Raw genomic sequence first — 21226 nt, forward strand, 5'->3', positions numbered from 1 at the left:
TTAAAGTGGTGATTATTTGGATTATATGAAATTAGCTATTGATGAAGGGAAAAAAGCATTAAACTTAATGGAAGTACCTGTTGGAGCTATTATAGTAAAAGATGATGAAATTATTGGAAGTGGGTATAATCTTAAAGAAACTAAAAAAAGTGTTATATCTCATGCTGAAATTATTGCAATAGAAAATGCTTGCAAAACTATTGGGGATTGGAGACTTAATGGAGCTTCTATGTATGTTACTTTAGAGCCTTGCCCTATGTGTGCTAGTGCTATAATTCAAAGTAGAATTTCTAAATTATACATAGGTACATTTAATAAGGATATGGGGGCGTGTGGAACGGTTGTAGATATTGTAAATAATAAATATTTAGATACTTTTATTGATATTGAATGGGTATATAATGAAGAGTGTAGCAACTTATTAAAAGAATTTTTTAGGAAGAGAAGAAAAGAGAAAAACTTAAAATAGAAAGGAGAAATTTTATGAATGATCCTGTAGCTTTTAAAATATTTGGCTTTGATATCATGTGGTATGGTGTATTAATAGGATTTGGTATAATATTAGCATTTATATTAGCTTATTTTAATTCTAAAAGAAAAGGTTTAAAGTTTGAAAACTTAATAGATATATTTTTAATTGCATTTCCTTGTGCAATAATAGGTGCTAGAGTTTATTATGTGATATTTGAATGGAGCAATTATAAACATAATTTTATTGATATATTTAATATAAGACAAGGTGGTCTTGCTATTCATGGTGGACTTATAGGAGCTTTTTTAGCTGCTTTTATTTATACTAAGATTAAAAAGATAAATTTTTTAGCTTATGCAGATTTAGTTGCACCATCAATAATATTAGCTCAAGGGATTGGACGATGGGGTAACTTTATGAATAGTGAAGCTCATGGAGGACTTGTTTCTAAGGAATTTATATCAAAATTTCCATTATTTATTCAACGTGGTATGTTTATAGATGGTGAGTATTATCACCCAACCTTTTTATATGAATCAATATGGGATTTATTAGTTTGTATAGTATTGGTTATTATACTTTATAAAGTAAAAAAAGGATATGAAGGCATTGTAATAAGTTCTTATATGATTTTATATTCATTAGGAAGATTTTTTATAGAGGGGTTAAGAACAGATAGCTTAATGTTTTTTGGGTTTAGAATAGCTCAATTAATTTCATTTGCAGGAATTATTTTAGGTATAATATTTATTATAATTATTATAAGGAAAAATAAAGAGAGAATGATTTTTGGATAAAATTTATAAAAGCTAATGTATATAATTATATACATTAGTTTTTATTTATGTAAAATTAATAATTTTTTGATATAATTTAAAATAAATATTTTTAGTTAGGGGATATACTATGGAAATGAGAAAAATATCTAATGTACTAACTGTAATAGAATTGTTAGTACTTATTTGTATAATATTTGTTGCAAAAACAGGAGTAATAAGAATTGCTTTATTTGTATTTTTAATGCCTATTTTACTTATAAATGGTCAAATGAAAAAACAAATGTTTAAAGAGGAAAAGGAAAATAGAGATAAAGAATTAAATGAAACAGAAGATAAAAAATAATAAGAAATTTATAGTTAATTATTTTATGTATTAATACTTTTTAATAAAGAAAATGTTTCTATTGAACTAAAATAACATTTATGATAGAATGAAACAGTATTAAAATTTAATACGTTTATAATATAATTTATATATTAAGATTTAGATAGGTTAAACTATTTAAGCTTAAGTTTTTTAATCTGGAGAGATGTCCGAGTGGTCGAAGGAGCACGCCTGGAACGCGTGTGTAGGGGAAACTCTACCGTGGTCAATCCAATTTTGTAGATAAATCAAGGGTTCACGAGGAATCTATTTAAAAATAAGAGATGTGTAAGGAATACGATATTTTGAATAAAAATCAAATAATCGTGTTCCTTTTTTGATGCCTAAAATTAAGTTTTAGAATACTAAAATTTAGCTTTAGGAGAGAGAATATGAGAAAGAAAATAGCATTGAAAAATAACAAAAAGAAATTTAGTGAAGGTTATGATGAATTTATAAATTACTGTAAGGTTAGAAATTTAAGACCAGCAACTATAAAACATTATAATGATATTATTAAATATACTTGGAATGACTATTTTAATGCAGATAGATATATAGATGAAATTAATTTAAAGACAATTGAAGGATTCATAATTTACTGTAAGAGTAAAGGTCAAAAAGAGGTAAGCATAAATACAAATATCAGAGGCATTAGAGCAGTATTATATTATTTTATGAAGTTAGATTATTTAGATGAATTTAAAATATCTGAAATAAAGCAAAATAAAGATATTATAGAAACTTATACGAAGGAAGAAATAGAAGTTTTATTAAAAAAGCCTAATATTAAGAAATGCCCATTTTATGAGTATAGAAATTGGGTTATTTGTAACTTCTTATTAGCAACAGGATGTAGAGCAAGTACATTAGTGAACATAAAAGTTAAAGATATAGATTTAGATAATGGATTAATATACTATAGTCATACAAAAAATAGAAAACAACAAGCAGTACCAATTAGTGGAACATTGCAAGTGATTTTAGTTGAATATATAGCTTATATAAGTGATAATGAGTATTTATTCCCTAATGCATATGGAGAACAATTAAAGCCAGGAAGTTTATCTCATACTCTTATGAATTATAATCGTAGACGAGGTATAGAAAAAACAGGATGTCATAGATGGAGACATACATTTGCAAAGATGATGATTTTAAATGGATCTGATGTCTTTAGATTACAAAAAATGCTTGGACATAGTGATATGAAAATAGTTAAAAACTATGTAAATATGTTTTCTACAGACTTACAAGAGAATTTTGATAGATTTAATCCATTAGAAACTGTTCAACAAAAGAAAAAAGAGTATATAAAAATAAAAAAATAGACTACTGTCAATACATTAAAAAGATTTTTGATAATTATAGTTTTTATAGTTATTAAGAGTCTTTTTTATTAATCATAAAATTAAAGTATTTGTTAAGTAAATTTTATTATAATAAAATATATATGTGTAAATTTGTAAATTTAGGAGTTGAATATAGATAATGATAAACTTTCAAGACAAGGTTAATTTAATATGGAATAATGCAGAGAAGTTAAGAGGTGTATATAAAAAGGAGCAATACGGTAATGTTATTCTTCCTATGTGTGTATTAAGAAGATTTGATTGTGTACTATCTAAAACTAAGGAAGATGTTTTAAATGAGAATGAAAAATATAAATCACTTCCAGAGGAAGCAAGAGAGCAAATATTAATAAGAGTCTCAAATGAAAGTTTCTTTAATACAAGTAAGTTTGATTTTAAGAAACTTTTAGATGATTCAGATAATATAGCTGATAATTTAAGAGATTATATAAATGGATTCTCTAAAAGTGCAAGAGAAATAATAGAGTATTTTGATTTTGATAAAGAAATAGATAAGATGGACAGTTATTATTTGTTGAGCATTTAGTTAGTAAGATGAAAAATGATGAAGAAGGATCAAGAATAGCAATAATAATGAATGGCTCTCCATTATTTACAGGAGATGCAGGAAGTGGAGAAAGTGAAATAAGAAGATATGTTTTAGAAAATGATTTAGTAGAAGGTATAGTAGCTATGCCAGAACAACTTTTCTATAATACAGGAATATCAACATATGTTTGGATCTTAACTAACAAGAAATCTGATGAAAGAAAAGGAAAAGTACAACTTGTAAATGCAGTAGATTTTTATGAAAAGATGAGAAAGTCTATGGGAAATAAAAGAAATCAAATTTCAAATAGCCAAATAGATGAAATAGTTAGAATATATGGTCAGTTCAAAGAAGGAGAAAATTGCAAAATATTTGATAATGAGGACTTTGGATATAAAAAGATAACTGTTGAAAGACCTTTGAAAATGAGCTTTAAAATAACAAATGAAACTATAAGTAAAGTTAAAGAAAGTAATATATTTAAAAAGATTGCAAGTTCAAGAAAAATAGGAGAAGCAGGTGAAATCGAAATAGAAGAAGGTAAAAAACTTCAAAATAGTATAATTTCTATATTAAATGATCTAAGAAGTGAAGAAATTTACTTAAATAAAGAAGAATTTACTGAAAAACTGAAAAAAGCTTTTAAAGAAGAAAACATTAAAGTAAGTGCAGGAGTATTAAAAGGAATACTTCAAGGACTTGGGCAAAAAGATGAAAAAGCAGAAGTTTCAAGAGATTCTAAAGGAAATTTAGAGGCAGATCCAGATTTAAGAGATACAGAAAATGTACCATTAAAGGAAAATATACAAGAGTATATGGCAAGAGAAGTTATTCCACATGTAAATGATGCTTGGATAGATAAGAAGAAAACGAAAATAGGATATGAGATACCATTTACAAGATATTTCTATAAGTATACTGCTTTAAGAAGTTCAGAAGATATAATGAAAGATATAAGAGATATTGAAAAAAATATAAATGAGAAGTTAGAAAGACTTTTAGGATAGGTGATGAAAAAATGAGATATAAATCTTATGAAAATTATAAGAATAGTAATATTAATTATTTGCCAAAACTTCCGAGTGAATGGGATATAATGAATATGAAATACTTAATAAGCGATATTCAAACAGGGTCTACACCATCAACTAAAAATGAAGATTATTTTAATGGAAATATTCAGTGGTTTACTCCAGGTGATTTCACAGGAAAATTCTTAATTAAATCAAATAAAACTATAACTGATTTAGCAATTAATGATAATCAAGTAAAACTTCTTAAAGGAGGAACTGTATGTATAGTTGGAATTGGAGCTACATTAGGAAAAGTTGCTATACTTAAGAATGAGAGTAGTTTTAATCAACAAGTTACAGGAATAAGTACTAATGAAAAATTAAATAATAAATATTTATATTATTGGTTATTAGATAATAAAGAAAAAATTAATAAAATAGCTAATTATACTACTTTGCCAATTATAAATAATGAATTTTTAAAGAATCTCAAAGTATTTGTTCCATCTATAGAAGAACAAGAAAAGATAGTTGAATTTCTCGATAAAAAAACTTCTGAAATTGATGGACTGATTAATAAAAAAGAAAGATTAATAGAATTATTAAAAGAAAAACAAGAAGTATTGATAAGAGAAGCAGTAACAAAAGGCTTAGATAAAAATATAAAAATGAAAAATAGTGGTATTGATTGGATTGGAGAAATTCCAGAAAATTGGGATATATCACTTTTAAAATATATTTCACATTCTGATAAATATTCTATAGTTGATGGACCATTTGGATCTGATATGAAGAATGAAGAATATGTTGATGAAGGTGTTCCTATAATTCAGTTAAATAATATTGGTGAAGGTATTCATAAGTTCAATAATATAAAATATATTACTGAACAAAAAGCAGAAGATCTAAAGAGACATACTGTATATCCAGGAGAAATAGTAATAGCTAAAATGATGCCTGCTGGAAGAGCAACTATAGTTTCAGATAGGTTTGATAAATATATAATTTCATCTGATAGTATACGTCTTAAATTAAGTAATGAATACAATTATGAATTTGTGATGCATTGCCTAAATTCATATGGGAAATTTGAAGCTAATATAAATTCTACTGGTTCAACAAGAAGTAGAATCAATTTATCAATAATTAAAAATATGAAAATTGCTATACCAAATAAAAATGAACAAGATATGATAGTAAATTATTTAAATAAGAAATTAAGTATATTACAAGAGTTAAATGATCAAATTTGGACTCAAATTAAATTGTTAAAGGAATATAGACAGTCATTAATATCAGAACTTGTTACCGGAAAGATAGATATAAGATAATTATATTCTTAAATGAAATAAAATATATAAATACACTTATAAGATAAGAAACTTATAAATTTCAATAATGAGAAGAATTATTAGTGCGTTTAAAGTAGAAATTATATCTTATAGTAAAAAAGTAAATTCAGTTAATTAAAGAAAAGATTATAAATTATATAATAAAATATTGAGGATGTGATTGTAATGGATAAAAACAAAAAAGGTATAGTTTTAAATAATAAATCAATATCAAACTTCACTTTCTCAATAGACAAAGAGAGTGACTTATTGAAAAAGATGAAAAAGTTAGATGTTAATGAAATGTTTAATTCATTAAAAAATATAAAGGGATTGGATAATATTAATTCTATTAACAAAGAATTTAATTCTTTAAAGAAAGTAAGTGCATTAAATCTTACTCCTATTAATGAAGCATTAAATTCATTAAAAAATATAAAGGGATTGGATAATATTGGTTATGTTAACAAAGAATTTGATTCTTTAAAGAAAGTAAGTGCATTAAATCTTACTCCTATTAATGAAGCATTAAATTCATTAAAAAATATAAAGGGATTGGATAATATTGGTTATGTTAACAAAGAATTTGATTCTTTAAAGAAAGTAAGTGCATTAAATCTTACTCCTATTAATGAAGCATTAAATTCATTAAAAAATATAAAGGGATTGGATAATATTGGTTATGTTAACAAAGAATTTGATTCTTTAAAGAAAGTAAGTGCATTAAATCTTACTCCTATTAATGAAGCGTTAAATTCATTAAAAAATATAAAGGGACTGGATAATATTAGTTCCATTAGCGAAACATTTAATGAACTTAAGTTAAATAATAAAAATAAAATATTCGAACAAGCTATATTAGAAGTAAATGATATTGTTAAATTAGGAATTGCATATGAAATTAAAGATATTAATACGATTATATCAAAAAATGAGTATATAGAAAATAGTACACCAATAAAAGAAACAAATGAAGTTTTAAAGAATGATGAACTCAATATAGAGCAGAAAGTATATTCTGTTATAGAAAAATTTAAATATAAACATCCTATAATAGTTATGTTTTTAGTTATTTTTATACTCTCATCAATTCAATCTTATATAGAGGATATTGGAAAAGGAATTATAGAGAAGTCTATTATTTTAGTTCAAGCTAATATAAGCAGTACAAAATCAAATAAAGATATTAAGCATAATGTAGTTAAAAATATTGATAAAGAAGCTAAAGATAACAAAGAATATATTTTAAATACATACAGGTTTGTTAGTGCTAATGCACTAAGTGTAAGAGTTAGTAATAATATAAAATCTAATAAAATATGTGAATTAAATTATGGAGATGTAGTAAAAATTCTAAAAAAGAATAAGAACTGGTCTTTTATTGAATATGAAAAAGATGATGCTTGTATAAAGGGATGGGTATTTACAAGATATATTAGTAGGTTTGAAAAATGATCTTTTTTATTATTAAAATATTATATTTACATAAGATACATTGCTTACAAATGCATTTATTAGTAGGTAAGTTGTTTTAAGAAATGGAGTAATTAATATGGATAGCAATTTTAATGAAAATTTATCATTAATAAAAAAGTTTTTTGATATAACTAAAGAATTAGAAGAAAAAAATGTAATAAGGTCAAGCAAGTATTTAGGAGATATAGCTGAATATATAGTTTCTAATTTATATGGTATTACTTTATGTGAATCACAAAAAAATAAAGGATATGATGGTATTGATAAAGACGGTAAAAGAGTTGAAGTGAAATTTCATAATGCAAAAAAAGGCACAAATCTAATAATGGACAAGTATGACGAAATAGATGATGAAGAAAAATTCGAAAGATTAATTATTATTATTGGACCTGATAGCAAAATAAGGCCAAATACTGAAAATAAAGACACATACTTAATATATGATATTGATGATTATAGTAGTGGGAATATAGCAAAAGAAGAGTTGGAAGAATGGATTATAAATAAGAGATTAGATTGCAATTTAAATGAAATAAAAAAATATTAGATTATGGGAGGTAATATATTGGATTTTGATTATTCAGAAAGAAATTTTGAAGAGCAAATAGAAGATTATTTAATATCAAGTGGATATGAAAAAAGAATTTTAACTGATGATAAAGCAAATGGTAAATTTGATTTAACTCTTTTTAAAAAATATGCAATTGATGTAGAAATACTATTTAGATTTTTAGAAAATACTCAAGAAAAGGCTCTTAATAAATTAAAAAAGATATATAAGGATAATTATAAAGAAAAGATTTTAGAAAGATTAAATAAGGAACTCCATAATAGAGGTATGATTGATTGCTTAAGACATGGAATAAGAGATTATGGAGAAACATTAAAACTTGCATATGATAAACCAGTATCATCAATGAATTATTCTATTTTGGAGAAGTATAATAAGAATATTTTTACTATTAGTAGACAAGTTTATTATAGTAAAGATAATAATAATTCAATTGATATGATGATTAGTTTGAATGGATTACCTATTGTAGTTATAGAACTTAAAAATCAACTTACAGGACAAAATGTAGAAGATTCAAAAAAACAGTTTAAAGAAGATAGAAATCCAAAGGAAATATTATTTAAATTTAAGGAAAGAACTATAGTTTTCTTTGCTGTTGATACTGATGAAGTATATATGACTACAAGACTTAATAAAAATAAGACTTTTTTCTTACCTTTTAATAAGGGGAATGAAGGAGGGGCTGGAAATCCTCCTAATGGAGATAATTTTAGAACTGCATACCTTTGGGAAAACATATTACAAAAAGATAGTTTGCTTGATATATTATTTAGATTTGTATATATAAAAATAGAAGAAATAAAAGATTGTAACGATAAAATTATTGAAAATAAAGAAATTGTAATATTTCCAAGATATCATCAATTAGATGCAGTAAGAAAAATAGAGGAGCATGTAAAAGAAAATGGTGTAGGAAATAATTATTTAGTACAACATAGTGCAGGATCAGGAAAGACGAACACAATTTCTTGGCTTACTCATAGATTAGCTAAAATACATGATAAAAATGATAACGCAATTTTTAATACAGTTATTGTCATAACAGATAGAAGAGTTTTAGATAAACAATTGCAAGATGCTGTATATCAATTAGAACATAAAGCTGGTATAGTAGAAAAAATAGATAAACATTCAAGTCAGCTTGCAAATGCTTTGATTAATGGAACAAAAATTATTATAACAACTCTTCAAAAGTTTCCGTTTATATTAGAAAAAGTTAAGGAAAAAGAACTTGGAGAAAATAACTATGCAATAGTTATAGATGAGGCACATAGTTCTCAAAATGGGAAATCAGCAATTGCAGTAAAACAAGCTTTAAGCTCTAAAGACATTGAAAAAATTAGAGAAATAGATAATGAATTTGATAATGAAGATTATACAGAAGATAAAATAAGAGAGATAATTGCTAAAAGTGGTAAACAAGATAATATATCATTTTTTGCATTTACTGCGACACCAAAGGCTAAGACAATAGAGATGTTTGGTCAAATTGGAGAGAGTGGAAAACCAGAAGCATTCCATATTTATACAATGAGACAAGCAATTGAAGAAGGGTTTATATTAGATCCTCTTCTTAATTATACAACGTATAAAACTTTTTATAATGTAACCAAATTAATAAAAGATGATCCAAAAGTATCAAAGAAACAAGCAACTAATGCTATAGTCAAATCTGTGGCTTTACATCCGTACAATATATCTCAAAAAACAAGAATAATAATAGAGCACTTTAGACAATGTGTTATGCATAAAATTAATGGAAAAGCCAAAGCAATGCTCGTAACATCATCAAGATTACAGGCAGTTGAATATAAAAAAGCATTTGATAAGTATATAAAGGAAAAAGGGTATGTAAATATAAATACGTTAGTAGCATTTTCAGGGAGTATAGATGATAATGGAGTTAGTGTAACAGAACCTGAATTGAATGGATTTTCAGAAAAGAAATTACCTAAAAAATTTAAAAAAGATGAGTATAAAATACTTATAGTTGCTGAGAAATACCAAACTGGTTTTGATGAACCATTATTATATGCTATGTATGTAGATAAAAAGTTAGATGGAATAAAGGCAGTACAAACATTATCCCGTATTAATAGAACATGTACAGGAAAAGATGGGACATTTGTATTAGACTTTGTTAATGATTGGGAAGATATTCAAAAAGCATTCCAACCATACTATGAAGTTACAGGAATATCATCAGAAACAGATCCAAATCTTTTATATGATTTAGATGACTTATTAAGAGGGTATCAAATATTTACAGAAGAAGAAATAAATAAAGTAAATGAGATATTTTTTAAAGGAACACATAAAAGTTACAAAGGTTCGGAAAAAGTAAATGGAACAATAGATTTAGCAGTTGAAAGGTTTAAGAATTTAGAAACTGAAGATGAAAAAAATGAGTTTAAAAGTATAGCTGCAAAATATATAAGATTATATTCATTTGTATTACAAATAGGTCCTTTTTCAGATGTATCATTGCATAAGTTATATATATATATAACTTTTTTATTAAAGAAATTACCTAAAGGAAAGAAAGATAAATTTAAATTAAGTGATGAAGTAGCATTAGAATATTATAAAAATACAAAAACATTTGAAGGAAGTATATCATTAATAAAAGAAGGACAAGTTAATTTAGATCCAACGAGCTTTGGAAAGAGCACAGGTAAAAAAGATGAAGAAAAAGAGAAGTTATCTACTATAATAGAAAGAGTTAATGAAAGATTTGGAACAAATTTTACAGAAACAGATAGACTTTCTATTGATCAAATTAAAGAAGATATGGTAAATAATGATGAACTTAAGATAAAAGCACAAAATAATACTATAGAAAATTTTAAATTTTCGTATGATAGTAAATTCATGGATATAGTTATAGATAGAATGGGTCAAAATGAAAAATTCTTTACTAAATTACTTGCAGATGAGCAATTTAGAGAAGAAATAAAAGAGTATCTTTTAATGAATGTATATAAAGAATTAAATGGATAAGTAAAAAAGAGCTTTTAAAGCTCTTTTTATTTAAAGTTATTTACATAACTTTATAATGAAATGAATAAGATTGTATATAAAATTGATTAGTGGATAAAATTTCTATATAAATAATTAATATAAGGGAGAAGTTTTATGAATGAGTATGGTGCTTTTAAAGTATGTTGTGAAAATAGAAATGTGCGTGAATATAATATGTATCACAATCCAAAACCTATATTGATGAATGATGATTTAAGGGAAAGCATAGAAAGGTTATTATGGTATGTACCAGGAATTGACTCAGTTCAATCATATCGGCATGAATTAATAGATGATACATTATATTCAGAAGCTGTTTTTGAATTTATTTTAGAATATATAGGTATAGATAAAAATAAAGATACAGCTATACTAAATAAAAATCAATTAAGTAAATATATAAGAAGTTATGAAAATAAGATTTGTGAATCATGTCAGAAAATAATTTTAAGCATTGGTAAAAATTACAATACTAATAAAAAAGAAACTATCACGAGGTCGCTTCTTAGACATATTAGAAATTCTATTGCACATGGAAGTTTTGTAACTATTAATGATTTAGTTATATTTAGAGATAAAAACAAATATGATGATGACATGGCTTTTATAAAAATAAGAGCTTCAAAGTTAAATCAAGCTTTAAAACTAATCGAAAAACATGATGGTATAACACAAGAAAAAATAATTTCAAAGGTATTTAAGAATAATGGTTTTAATGTTTATATGGGAAGGTATAAAGTTAGCAAGGGAAGAAAAGTTATCTATCCAGATATGATTTTAGAAAAATGCGGGAAAAAATTTATTATAGAAATAAAGCATCATAAGATAAAATCAAGGAAAGTTAATAAAGATTTTATAAATAATATGATTATATATTATGAAGAATTAAATGAAGAGTATACTCCTATTGTTATTTGTGATAAAAGTACTATACTGGAAGAGACTAAATATATATTGTTAGAAAATAATATTATATTATTGGATAAACGTGAAATAAAGAAATTAATTAATTTAGATAAAAGCTTATTTAAAAATACTTTATTATAAATAAAGGAGAAACTATCTAACTATAATATTTAGAATAAATTTTATAGGAATAGACAAGCTTTCTATTAATTAAATTAAATAAGGTAAGAAAGAGCTTTTTAAGCTCTTTTTTGTTTAAAGTTATATAGATAATTTCAAACATAAAATAGAAAAATAAAGGGATATTTTATATAGTTATAGTATAATTTGCTTTATTTTATATAATTATCCTTAATTTATATAAATAATAGAGGAAACTTAATAAATAGTATTACGAGGTGTGAAATGGATAAAGTTTCAATAGATGAGTTACTTTTAGAAAAAGAGCGTATAGAGATAATGAAAAATGCAAGAATAGATATACTTGAATTTGAAACACAAAATAATATTGCATTGGAAGAAGCAAAGGCTAAAGGATTAAATTTTATGGTTCAAACTATTGTTGCGATGCAAGAAAAGTTAAATGAAGTAGCTCAAATAAGAATAGAAATTATAGAAAAAAGATACTTACAAATAGTAAATGAAATAGAAGAAGTTTATAGAAGTTTAAATAAAAGGATTGATTCTGACAATTATAAATACACTGAAGAGAAATTGCCTAAATTATTAGCATTATTAGAAAACTATGAAGTAGGAAGTGTAGCTCATAATATATATAAGAAAAAAATTGAAGATGATATAAGCATGCAAATAAAGAGTTATACTATTCAAATTGAAGCATTATCAAAACGTCAGGATCAAGTAATTGCAAGTTTTTTAAGAGGTAAAGAACGTATAATTGAACAAACAAATCAAATTACTGAAGGTATTTGAAAAAAATTAATTAAAAATGTAAAATTTGTTATATAAGTAAATATAAATTAAACTGAGTTATGGGTTATAAAAATAATATGATTAGGATTATTTATTTTATTAAGTTAAGTTATAAAGAGACTTAATGAAGAAGGCTACTAAGTTTTTAATGAAAGACTTTAGGTAAAATAAAATATAAATTCATTTAGAGGAGAGGGTGAAGCGAAGCAAACCCATAACTTCCATACGCCTAAACTTTGTCTAATTAATGATTATAGTTTAAACAAATAAAAGCGTATGGATTATTGTCCGGAGTAAGAAAATGAGGAAATACATATGAAAAAAATGATAGTAAATACATAAATAAAAATAAAAATAGAGCTAAGGAGTATATAAAAGAAAATAATAAATATAAGGAGTATATAATTGATAATTATGAAAATTTGAAATCTAAGATATGTTTGAACATACAAGTTAATACATTAGAAGAAGCAATCAAAGAATTAGAAAAAATAGATATAAGAAAGCTTTTAAATATAAAGACTATATTAGGAGAAGAATTTGAAACAGATTTAGATGTGGATACTGGAATTGTAGCATTTATAATTAAAAGTGAGGATGACTTAGAAGAAAAAATATTAAAATTAAAATGGGAAAATAAATTTGAAGATTATACTTTAAACAGATACTTTAATTTTGGCAAAGAAATAGCTGAACTTAAATTTTTAAGAAATAATAAAAAAGCAAAAATAATTTTAAATAATAGAGATAAAACATATAAGATGGAATTTTTAGATGGTCAATATTGTTATGGAATAGTAGATTTATATGAAATAATAATGAAAGTTGATTATTATACAGCATTAAAGGAATTAATATCATTAACTGAAATATTTGTTAGTGATATAAAGGATATAGCAAGTAATTATACTTTTAATTATAGTAGAATTTGTTTTTGGGATAAATATAAATTTTATTATCCTTCAGCAGATAAATTTATTGGAAAGCATTTAAATAAGCTTAAAATATTATTAGATGAAGGAGTAAATGACTTATATAAAAACTATAAAGATGCTTCTATTTTTAGTGTTTCGTTAGAATTTTTAGCTAAAAATATAGGAATAAGTAAAAAAACCTTATCTCCTATAATAAATATATTTACGGCAATTGGGTTAATTGAAAAAATTGATGATATTAAAGAAAAGAAGACAAGTTATAATAATATAACTTATTATAGAATTCCACGTTGGACAGAAGATGTACTAAATGAAGCGAATTACTTATGTAGTAAATTTTTAGAGTTAAATGTATCTCCTACTAAAGTTACTTCTAAACATATAGCTATGGTTTTAGGAAAAGAAAATACTTTAAAAATAGTAAGAGATGATAAGGCTATAAAACTATTAGCTAAATAAATTATTTATTATATATTTTAATATATTTACATATAAGATATTAGGGGAAGTCATTAGATGAATACAAAAGAAAATTTTAATGAATTAGAGAGTGTAAAACAAGAATTTATAAATACTATAAATAGTAATTTAAGAGGAGATACATATATAAAATTAAGTGATTTTAAAAAGAACTTTAGAGATAAGTATGATAATAAGTATATAGGACAAATTTTAAATATACTAATTAAAGATAAGATGATAATTATAAAAGAATATGGTAATAAAAAAATTATAACTTTAGAAAAGTTATATAAGATAGAAAAAGAGATTATAGATTTAATAATTGAAATAAAAGCAAAGAGAAGTATAGTTGATACTAAGTGCTTAAATAAATATATAGATAAAGTAAATGATATTAAATTAAATAATGAACAAAAGGATGCTGTATTCAATGCCTTAGGACAAAATATATGTATAATAAAAGGTAAAGCAGGAACAGGAAAAACAACTATAGTAAAAACCATATTATCAATATACAAGGTTATAAATAATAGTGGAATAATAGATATAGTTTCTTTCACTGGTAAAGCTGTAAATAGAATATCTTTAGAAGATATAAAAGGAGCTCAGACGATACATAAATTTTTAAAGTTAAGTACTAATAAAAATAAAAATAAAAAGGATATATTTAAAGATACAAATTTATTGGTAATTGATGAAGCAGCTATGGTGGATTTAGAATTATTTTATAGGTTGCTAAAGAGTGTAAAAAATAATGAGAATATAAAAATTGTATTATTAGGAGATATTAATCAATTGAATCCAATAGGTTATGGAAATATATTCAAAGAGCTTGTAAAAAGTAAATTAATAAAAGTTATTAATTTAAATAAAGTTATTAGACAATCAGAAAATTCTTTAATATTAAAAAATGCAGAAAATATACTGATTAAAAAGAAAAATTGGATAAAAAATAAAAAGAATGAATTTGAATTTTATGATATTAGTGATAAAAAAGAGATAAGAAAACAAGCTGTTAATAAATTTAAAGAGTTAATGGAATGTGGATATGATATTAAAGATATAGTTATATTAAATTCTCAAAATGATGGTGAATTAGGAGTAAATGCTATAAATAGAGAATTAGTAAATGAAATAAATAATAGAGAATATAGAGATGAAAAGGGATTTGTTGTATTAGACAGAGTAATCAATATAAAAAATGATTATAAAAAGAATGTATTTAATGGTGAAGAAGGAATTGTAGTTGAAATAAATTTAAAAAATATAGTAGTAGAATTTAATAATAAAACTATAATGTATACATTTCAAGAAGCACAAGAAATGCTAAAATTAAGTTATGCTAATACTATACATAAGATGCAAGGTAGTGAATATAAAGTAGTTATTCTTTTAGTTGATGAAAAGGATAAAATGTTAAATAGAAATTTATCATATGTTGCAGTTACAAGGGCAAAAGAAAGATTTGTAGGTATTGGAAGTAGAGAGATATTTTTAAGATCTGTAGAAAAATCTGATAATAGAAGAATGTTATTAAATTACATATTAAAAGAAGATAATGAGATAATTTAATAAAAAATATAAAATGATATAACAAGCAATAAAAATAATGATTATTAAATACCTTTTTATTAATTAAGTAATATATAATATTGATTTAAATTTAATTGGGGGATAAAATGCAAGAAAACACATTTGATGAAAAAAGTATATTTAGATTATCAACTTTGTTATATAAAGATGATAATTATAATGTAAAAAAGGATACTACATTAAGAAAAATTATAGAATCTATATTTATAGATAATAAAAATGAAAAAATATCTGTAATTCAAGCTATGAAGTTTTGTGAAAGTAAATATTTTTTAACTTTGCAAAAAGAAGAAATTGAAAGAATAATTAAAAAAAACAATGATAGATTTACTATAAAATATGATAATGAAAGATTATATTTTAATTTAGAAAATAAAAGATATGAATCTATGATTAAAAATGATTATAATTATTTAGACAAATATATAAATTTATTTATAAATTTATATAAATATGATTTAGAAAAAACGAGAGATATTCTTTATAAGTTTTTATATGAAATTTTTACTACAAATCTAAATTGTTATCAGCATTGTATAAATAATAATTCTTTAAAAGAAAATATAACAGTTGATTCTTCTAAATATACTGAACAAGAAATAAAAATTATAAATGAATTTCTTGAATATGAAGATGAAGAAAAAAACAAAGCTATATTTAATTTAGTTAGCTTATCACTTGAATATTGTATGTTAACTGGAAATAATAATTTAATTAATAATAACCAATTAAGAAATAAAGAATTTTTTTTAGATACTAATATAATATATAGAGCTATAGGGGTTAACGGAGATGATAGAAAAGAGTTAACAAGGAGTTTTCTAAAAAACTGCAAAGAAAGAAAAATAAGATTAAATATATCTAAATATACTGAAGATGAATTTAATAATTCATTAGATTATTATATTAAACAAATTAAAAAATATAGAAATGCTTACAATAATTTTAATTTATATAGCAATTATGGAAAAGGTGAAGATTTATATAATAGATATTGTGAGTGGAAAAGTGGTAAAAATAATGATGATTTAAATATGTTTAAAGCGAACATTATATTAATGTATAAATCTTTAAAACAAGAATTTAATATAGATACTAACTATAGTGATTTATTAGATATGAAATCAGAAATTATTAAAAAAAATGTAGATGAGACTAAATTAGAAATATCTACTGTGAAAAGTGGAAATGGTGAATTTTCTAATGAAACTGATGCTAAAAATGTCATTTTGATAGAAGAAAAGAGAAAAAAACAAAATGTTAATACTCAAAAGTTATTAGAAATAAAATATTTTTTAATATCAACTGATTTAAAATTAAGAGAATGGGATTATGAAAGAAGAAATGGAAATCAACCAATAGTATTTCTACCTACTCAATGGTTAAGTATAATTCTAAGGTTTACAACAAGGACATCAAATGATTTTAAGAGTTTTGTGAGTTTTTTGAGTTTAAGAAATAATGAATCTTATATAGAAAAAGAAAAAATAAATGTTATATTAAATTGTATTTCTGAAATAAGTAATGATATTTCAACTCAAAACTTATTAGCGAGAGAAATAATAGAAAATGAAGCTAATGAAATATTGAAAGAAAATAATTATGATCAATTAGAAGAGTTCGTAAAAAAAGAGAGTGAAAAAATAATAGATAAAAGGTTAAAAGACAAGGATGAAGAGATAGCATTAGAAAAACATCACAAAGATGAATTAGAGAAAAAGTATAATATAAAGTTAAAAGAGAAAGAGGAAAAAATAAAGAGTCAGAATAAATTAAATGAAAAAAGAGATGAATATATAATAAATAATAATATAAAAAGAAGAATAGTTAGGAATGTTACAATTAGAATTATATGCATTATATTTATAATAGTTATTGCAATTTTACATTTATTCTTTTTGGATTGGAAATATAATTTTGTAACTAAAATTTATAGTTGGGCTAATTGTGATAGTAGAAAAACAATATTACAGATTGGTATCGATGTGATTCTTACTGGAGTTTTCATAAAATTTATTATTGATATAAAAAATTTATTATTTAATAAAGAGTCAAGTCAATATAAAAAAATAGAGCATAAAGAAAGAAACAAATATAATGAAATAATTAATATGGAATCAGAGTATAATTAATTAGAAATTAATAATATAATATAGAATTATATATAAAAAAATAACTAAAGATTAGTGTTTTTCTTTTATAAGCTAAAAGTTTATAAAAAAATTTATTGGTATAGAAGGTTAATTATTATATATGATATTTACAAAATATAAGTTAAATAAAATTAATAGTTTAAATATTTTAAGGTATTATGATAAAAATATATTTAAGTTCTTGAAAATATAAGTATTAAAAATATAAATTTAGAAGTGATAAAAATATTTTAATAAAATTATAGTAATTACATTCTATAAATATAAAATGTTTATAGAATGTAATATATAATACTATTATTGTTTTCAACTTTATATTTTTCTGATAAGAATTAATTAAATATTTTATTGAATTTGAAAAATATATATGGTATTATTGTGTTAGTATTCTGAATACATACGTTTTAGGATTAAAAAAAGGATACAACACATGTTTAATTGTGTTCTTTACTCATCAAGAAATCATGTGTATTCATCGTAGAATCAAGTGATACTAATAACATATGGAGAGATGTCCGAGTGGTCGAAGGAGCACGCCTGGAACGCGTGTGTAGGGGAAACTCTACCGTGGGTTCAAATCCCACTCTCTCCGCCAGACCGTGCTAGATGGGGAGTTAGCGGTGCCCTGTAACCTGCAATCCGCTATAGCAGGATCGAATTCCTCGGGGAGGCTTTAGCTTGTGTGGTCTGCCCTATGTAAGTGGTGTTGATGGCTGGGTCCCACGCAACGGGAGCCCATGAACCTTGTCAGGTCCGGAAGGAAGCAGCAATAAGTGGTTCCTTCCGTGTGCCGTGGATCAATCTGGCCTGAGCTAACTGCATAGGTAACGCATATAAGCTACTGTCGAAGCGAGGTGCACGGTTTTTTAATGTTATTTTGAGCATGAGAATACATATATTCAAAATAAGAATACATATATTCAGTAAATAATTAATTTAGGTTACTCTTCAATAGGATTAACAATATAGGACAAAAACAATAGGATAAGAAAGAGAGGGAGACTTGCATCCAAGAGCAAGTACCCCTCTTTTTCTTGTTTATAAATAAGTGGAGTTACAATTTTAAATGATAAATAAGTTTAGTATAAAATATAATTTAAAAAAAGCAGTCATTAAAATGACTGCTTTAATATATTTGATAAATTATTTTCTTAATAAATCAATAAATTCAAAATTTAATCCACTTTTTTCATCAATTTTTGTTTCTGAAGTGTGGATAACTTTCCATTCATCAAGGTTTATTTGTGGAAAAAATGTATCTGCATCGAAATCCTTATAAACTTTTGTTAAATAAAGTTTATTTGCAAATGGAAGAAATTCTTTATATATTTCTCCACCACCAATTATAAAGATTTCTTCATTAGAATCTTTATAATATTTAATAGCATCTTCAATATTATTGATAATAGTTACCTTATCAGAATCAACATTAAAATTTTTATCTCTAGTTAAAATTATATGTTCTCTATTTGGCAAAATTCCTGGAAGAGATTCAAAAGTTTTTCTTCCCATAAGTATTTTATGACCAGATGTTATCTCTTTAAATCTTTTTAAATCTTCAGAAATGTGCCATAAAAGAGAGTTATCTTTACCTATTGCATTATTAGATGCTGCTATTGCAACTATTATAGATAACATTAAACAGATACCTCCATTTTGATTGCAGGATGATGCTGATAATTTTCAAGTTTTATATCATCTGGTGTAAAATCATAGAAGTCTTTTATTTCAGGATTTATCCATAATTTTGGTGCATCAAATGCTTCATCTTTTCTTGATAATTGAATTTTCATTCCTTCAACTTGGTTTTCATAAATATGTGCATTATTTATAACATGAGTAAATAATCCAGGTTTTAGTCCAGTTACTTGTGCTATAAGATGAACAAGAACTGCATATTGGCTAGTGTTAAATGGAACACCTAGAGGGATATCTCCTGAACGTTGTACAAGCATGCAGTTTAATCTTCCATCAGTTACATCCCACATTGTAAGGAAGCAACATGGGTGAAGAGCACCAGTATCTAAATATGGTATTTGCCATAAATTAATCATCATTCTTCTATCTTGTGGATTATTTTTTAAAGCATCTATTAAGTTATCAATTTGATTAAATTTTTTAACAACCCAACCATATGATGTTCCTATAGTTCCATCATCCATCATCCATTCATTCCAAATCTTAACGTTTTGTTCTTGAAGTTTCTTAACGCTATTTGATTGGTCTTTATATATCCATAAAAGTTCTTTAACAGCAGTTTTAAAAGCAACAAATTTAGTTGTAAGAATAGGAAACTCTTTTTCTAAATCAAATTGCATTATTTGATGTGGAAGTTTGTATGTAGCTACTCCAGTTCTATTTTGATCGTAATATCCGTCATTTAAAATTTTTTCTACAATATCAAGATATTGCTTATCGTATAAACTCATTGAAAAAAACTCCTCTCATTTTAGTATCATATTATTTTAACATATTATTTTAATTAAAAAATGAAAACTGCAAAAATAAAAACGTTAGCTTTTTATTAAACTAACGTTATATGTAAACACATTAATATTATAAATATAATACCAAGTCCTTTATGAGCATGGATACTTTTATTAAAAATTCTAAAAATACCTGTTATAAGTATTAATAATAGGTCAATAAGGGCCAAAATACCAATAATATATCCAACTCTCCACTTAAATCCTAAATGTAAAAATATATAAGCATGAATTAATATTAAAGAAATTGATATTAATGCTATTATTATATGAAATCTTTGAAAAATTTTTGATATACTAAATAAATATTTTTTAATTTTTCCTAATATAGTATTTTCTAAAAATTCATTTTGAACTTCTGTTGGAATTACTATATTAATTTTATTTAGCCACTTATTTAATATATTTTCTCTTTTTTGATTTAGATTTTTGATTATACATCTAAGAGCAAATAAAGTAATTGCTAAGAAAAAACCTATTTCAGCTAATGTTGAAAGTGATTTTGCAAAATCTTTTAAATTTTTAGAATTAAAATTTATTAAGTAATTAGTTGAGACGGAATAATAAATAAATCCAGCTGAACATACTACAAGTATTATTCCTAATAAGAAATATATTAAATTGTTTTTTTGAATTGGAAGTAATTTTTTATTCATTAACTCACCTCAAGTCTTTTTATAAATATGTTAGCACTAAAATATTTAAATTTATTATATGTAAACTAAAATTTAAAAAAGTATTAGCTTATTTAATAAATAAAATATATTATAAATTAAAATTATTATTTAAAAGTATAGTAAAAGGGTATAATTACTATTAATGTTTA

The 21226-nt window shown here is 23.7% G+C and carries 18 protein-coding genes, 1 tRNA gene and 1 other RNA gene; 17 read left to right on the forward strand and 3 right to left on the reverse strand.

The annotated features are described in order from the left end of the window. Nucleotides 1-16: 16 nt before the first annotated feature. From Q4E08_RS05035 to ffs, 17 genes are all read left to right on the forward strand, one after another. A complete protein-coding gene (locus Q4E08_RS05035; RefSeq protein ID WP_303129070.1) occupies nt 17-469 on the forward strand; it encodes a nucleoside deaminase in 453 nt (150 codons plus the stop codon). A gap of 14 nt (nt 470-483) precedes the next feature. Next, nucleotides 484-1269, forward strand: a complete 786-nt coding sequence (lgt, locus tag Q4E08_RS05040) for a prolipoprotein diacylglyceryl transferase (protein WP_303129072.1) — start codon at nt 484-486, stop codon at nt 1267-1269. Nucleotides 1270-1378: 109 nt separating this feature from the next. Then, nucleotides 1379-1594, forward strand: coding sequence for a hypothetical protein (locus Q4E08_RS05045; RefSeq protein ID WP_303129074.1), 216 nt, complete (start codon nt 1379-1381; stop codon nt 1592-1594). Nucleotides 1595-2007: 413 nt separating this feature from the next. Further along, nucleotides 2008-2946: a tyrosine-type recombinase/integrase gene (locus tag Q4E08_RS05050; RefSeq protein WP_303129075.1), complete on the forward strand. Its 939-nt coding sequence runs from the start codon at nt 2008-2010 to the stop codon at nt 2944-2946. Between the two features lie 160 nt (nt 2947-3106). Next, nucleotides 3107-3514 (forward strand): type I restriction-modification system subunit M N-terminal domain-containing protein, encoded by a 408-nt coding sequence (locus tag Q4E08_RS12155; protein ID WP_368410163.1) that lies wholly within the window; start codon nt 3107-3109, stop codon nt 3512-3514. Nucleotides 3515-3522: 8 nt separating this feature from the next. Then, a complete protein-coding gene (locus Q4E08_RS05055; RefSeq protein WP_368410164.1) occupies nt 3523-4524 on the forward strand; it encodes a class I SAM-dependent DNA methyltransferase in 1002 nt (333 codons plus the stop codon). 11 nt (nt 4525-4535) lie between these two features. Continuing rightward, nucleotides 4536-5861 (forward strand): restriction endonuclease subunit S, encoded by a 1326-nt coding sequence (locus Q4E08_RS05060; RefSeq protein ID WP_303129076.1) that lies wholly within the window; start codon nt 4536-4538, stop codon nt 5859-5861. Between the two features lie 186 nt (nt 5862-6047). After that, nucleotides 6048-7316 (forward strand): SH3 domain-containing protein, encoded by a 1269-nt coding sequence (locus Q4E08_RS05065; RefSeq protein ID WP_303129077.1) that lies wholly within the window; start codon nt 6048-6050, stop codon nt 7314-7316. Between the two features lie 97 nt (nt 7317-7413). After that, entirely contained in the window at nt 7414-7884 is a 471-nt protein-coding gene (locus Q4E08_RS05070; RefSeq protein ID WP_303129078.1) for a hypothetical protein, read from the forward strand. A gap of 18 nt (nt 7885-7902) precedes the next feature. After that, on the forward strand, nt 7903-10911 hold the full coding sequence (locus Q4E08_RS05075; protein ID WP_303129080.1) for a type I restriction endonuclease subunit R: 3009 nt from the start codon (nt 7903-7905) through the stop codon (nt 10909-10911). Between the two features lie 135 nt (nt 10912-11046). Beyond that, nucleotides 11047-11979, forward strand: coding sequence for a hypothetical protein (locus Q4E08_RS05080; protein WP_303129081.1), 933 nt, complete (start codon nt 11047-11049; stop codon nt 11977-11979). 264 nt (nt 11980-12243) lie between these two features. Beyond that, a complete protein-coding gene (locus Q4E08_RS05085; RefSeq protein WP_303129082.1) occupies nt 12244-12771 on the forward strand; it encodes a hypothetical protein in 528 nt (175 codons plus the stop codon). Nucleotides 12772-13193: 422 nt separating this feature from the next. Beyond that, nucleotides 13194-14165: a hypothetical protein gene (locus tag Q4E08_RS05090; RefSeq protein WP_303129083.1), complete on the forward strand. Its 972-nt coding sequence runs from the start codon at nt 13194-13196 to the stop codon at nt 14163-14165. 57 nt (nt 14166-14222) lie between these two features. Then, entirely contained in the window at nt 14223-15740 is a 1518-nt protein-coding gene (locus Q4E08_RS05095; RefSeq protein ID WP_303129086.1) for an ATP-dependent RecD-like DNA helicase, read from the forward strand. Nucleotides 15741-15847: 107 nt separating this feature from the next. Next, nucleotides 15848-17893: a hypothetical protein gene (locus Q4E08_RS05100; RefSeq protein WP_303129087.1), complete on the forward strand. Its 2046-nt coding sequence runs from the start codon at nt 15848-15850 to the stop codon at nt 17891-17893. Between the two features lie 526 nt (nt 17894-18419). Continuing rightward, nucleotides 18420-18509, forward strand: a tRNA-Ser gene (locus Q4E08_RS05105). 2 nt (nt 18510-18511) lie between these two features. Next, nucleotides 18512-18776: signal recognition particle sRNA large type (gene ffs / locus Q4E08_RS05110), an RNA gene on the forward strand. A 281-nt stretch (nt 18777-19057) separates the two neighbouring features. Here the strand turns inward: ffs and Q4E08_RS05115 are convergent. The 3 genes from Q4E08_RS05115 to Q4E08_RS05125 form a co-directional block, all read right to left on the reverse strand. Further along, nucleotides 19058-19552: a dihydrofolate reductase gene (locus Q4E08_RS05115; protein WP_303129089.1), complete on the reverse strand. Its 495-nt coding sequence runs from the start codon at nt 19550-19552 to the stop codon at nt 19058-19060. Continuing rightward, a complete protein-coding gene (locus Q4E08_RS05120) occupies nt 19552-20343 on the reverse strand; it encodes a thymidylate synthase (RefSeq protein WP_303129091.1) in 792 nt (263 codons plus the stop codon). The genes Q4E08_RS05115 and Q4E08_RS05120 overlap by 1 nt, the downstream gene beginning before the upstream one ends. Before the next feature lie 95 nt (nt 20344-20438). Further along, nucleotides 20439-21056 (reverse strand): hypothetical protein, encoded by a 618-nt coding sequence (locus Q4E08_RS05125; protein WP_303129093.1) that lies wholly within the window; start codon nt 21054-21056, stop codon nt 20439-20441. Between the last annotated feature and the right edge of the window lie 170 nt (nt 21057-21226).

Source organism: Clostridium sp. (assembly GCF_030532265.1).
GTDB lineage: Bacteria > Bacillota > Clostridia > Clostridiales > Clostridiaceae > Clostridium.

What these genes read in the sequence shown, in the direction of transcription:
- Q4E08_RS05065 (WP_303129077.1), top strand. Translation starts at nt 6,048, where the DNA reads ATGGATAAAAACAAAAAAGGTATAGTTTTAAATAATAAATCAATATCA.
- Q4E08_RS05070 (WP_303129078.1), top strand. Translation starts at nt 7,414, where the DNA reads ATGGATAGCAATTTTAATGAAAATTTATCATTAATAAAAAAGTTTTTT.
- Q4E08_RS05085 (WP_303129082.1), top strand. Translation starts at nt 12,244, where the DNA reads ATGGATAAAGTTTCAATAGATGAGTTACTTTTAGAAAAAGAGCGTATA.
- Q4E08_RS05050 (WP_303129075.1), top strand. Translation starts at nt 2,008, where the DNA reads ATGAGAAAGAAAATAGCATTGAAAAATAACAAAAAGAAATTTAGTGAA.
- lgt (WP_303129072.1), top strand. Translation starts at nt 484, where the DNA reads ATGAATGATCCTGTAGCTTTTAAAATATTTGGCTTTGATATCATGTGG.
- Q4E08_RS05115 (WP_303129089.1), bottom strand. Translation starts at nt 19,552, where the DNA reads ATGTTATCTATAATAGTTGCAATAGCAGCATCTAATAATGCAATAGGT.
- Q4E08_RS05095 (WP_303129086.1), top strand. Translation starts at nt 14,223, where the DNA reads ATGAATACAAAAGAAAATTTTAATGAATTAGAGAGTGTAAAACAAGAA.
- Q4E08_RS12155 (WP_368410163.1), top strand. Translation starts at nt 3,107, where the DNA reads ATGATAAACTTTCAAGACAAGGTTAATTTAATATGGAATAATGCAGAG.
- Q4E08_RS05125 (WP_303129093.1), bottom strand. Translation starts at nt 21,056, where the DNA reads ATGAATAAAAAATTACTTCCAATTCAAAAAAACAATTTAATATATTTC.
- Q4E08_RS05100 (WP_303129087.1), top strand. Translation starts at nt 15,848, where the DNA reads ATGCAAGAAAACACATTTGATGAAAAAAGTATATTTAGATTATCAACT.
- Q4E08_RS05060 (WP_303129076.1), top strand. Translation starts at nt 4,536, where the DNA reads ATGAGATATAAATCTTATGAAAATTATAAGAATAGTAATATTAATTAT.
- Q4E08_RS05045 (WP_303129074.1), top strand. Translation starts at nt 1,379, where the DNA reads ATGGAAATGAGAAAAATATCTAATGTACTAACTGTAATAGAATTGTTA.
- Q4E08_RS05080 (WP_303129081.1), top strand. Translation starts at nt 11,047, where the DNA reads ATGAATGAGTATGGTGCTTTTAAAGTATGTTGTGAAAATAGAAATGTG.
- Q4E08_RS05120 (WP_303129091.1), bottom strand. Translation starts at nt 20,343, where the DNA reads ATGAGTTTATACGATAAGCAATATCTTGATATTGTAGAAAAAATTTTA.
- Q4E08_RS05055 (WP_368410164.1), top strand. Translation starts at nt 3,523, where the DNA reads ATGAAAAATGATGAAGAAGGATCAAGAATAGCAATAATAATGAATGGC.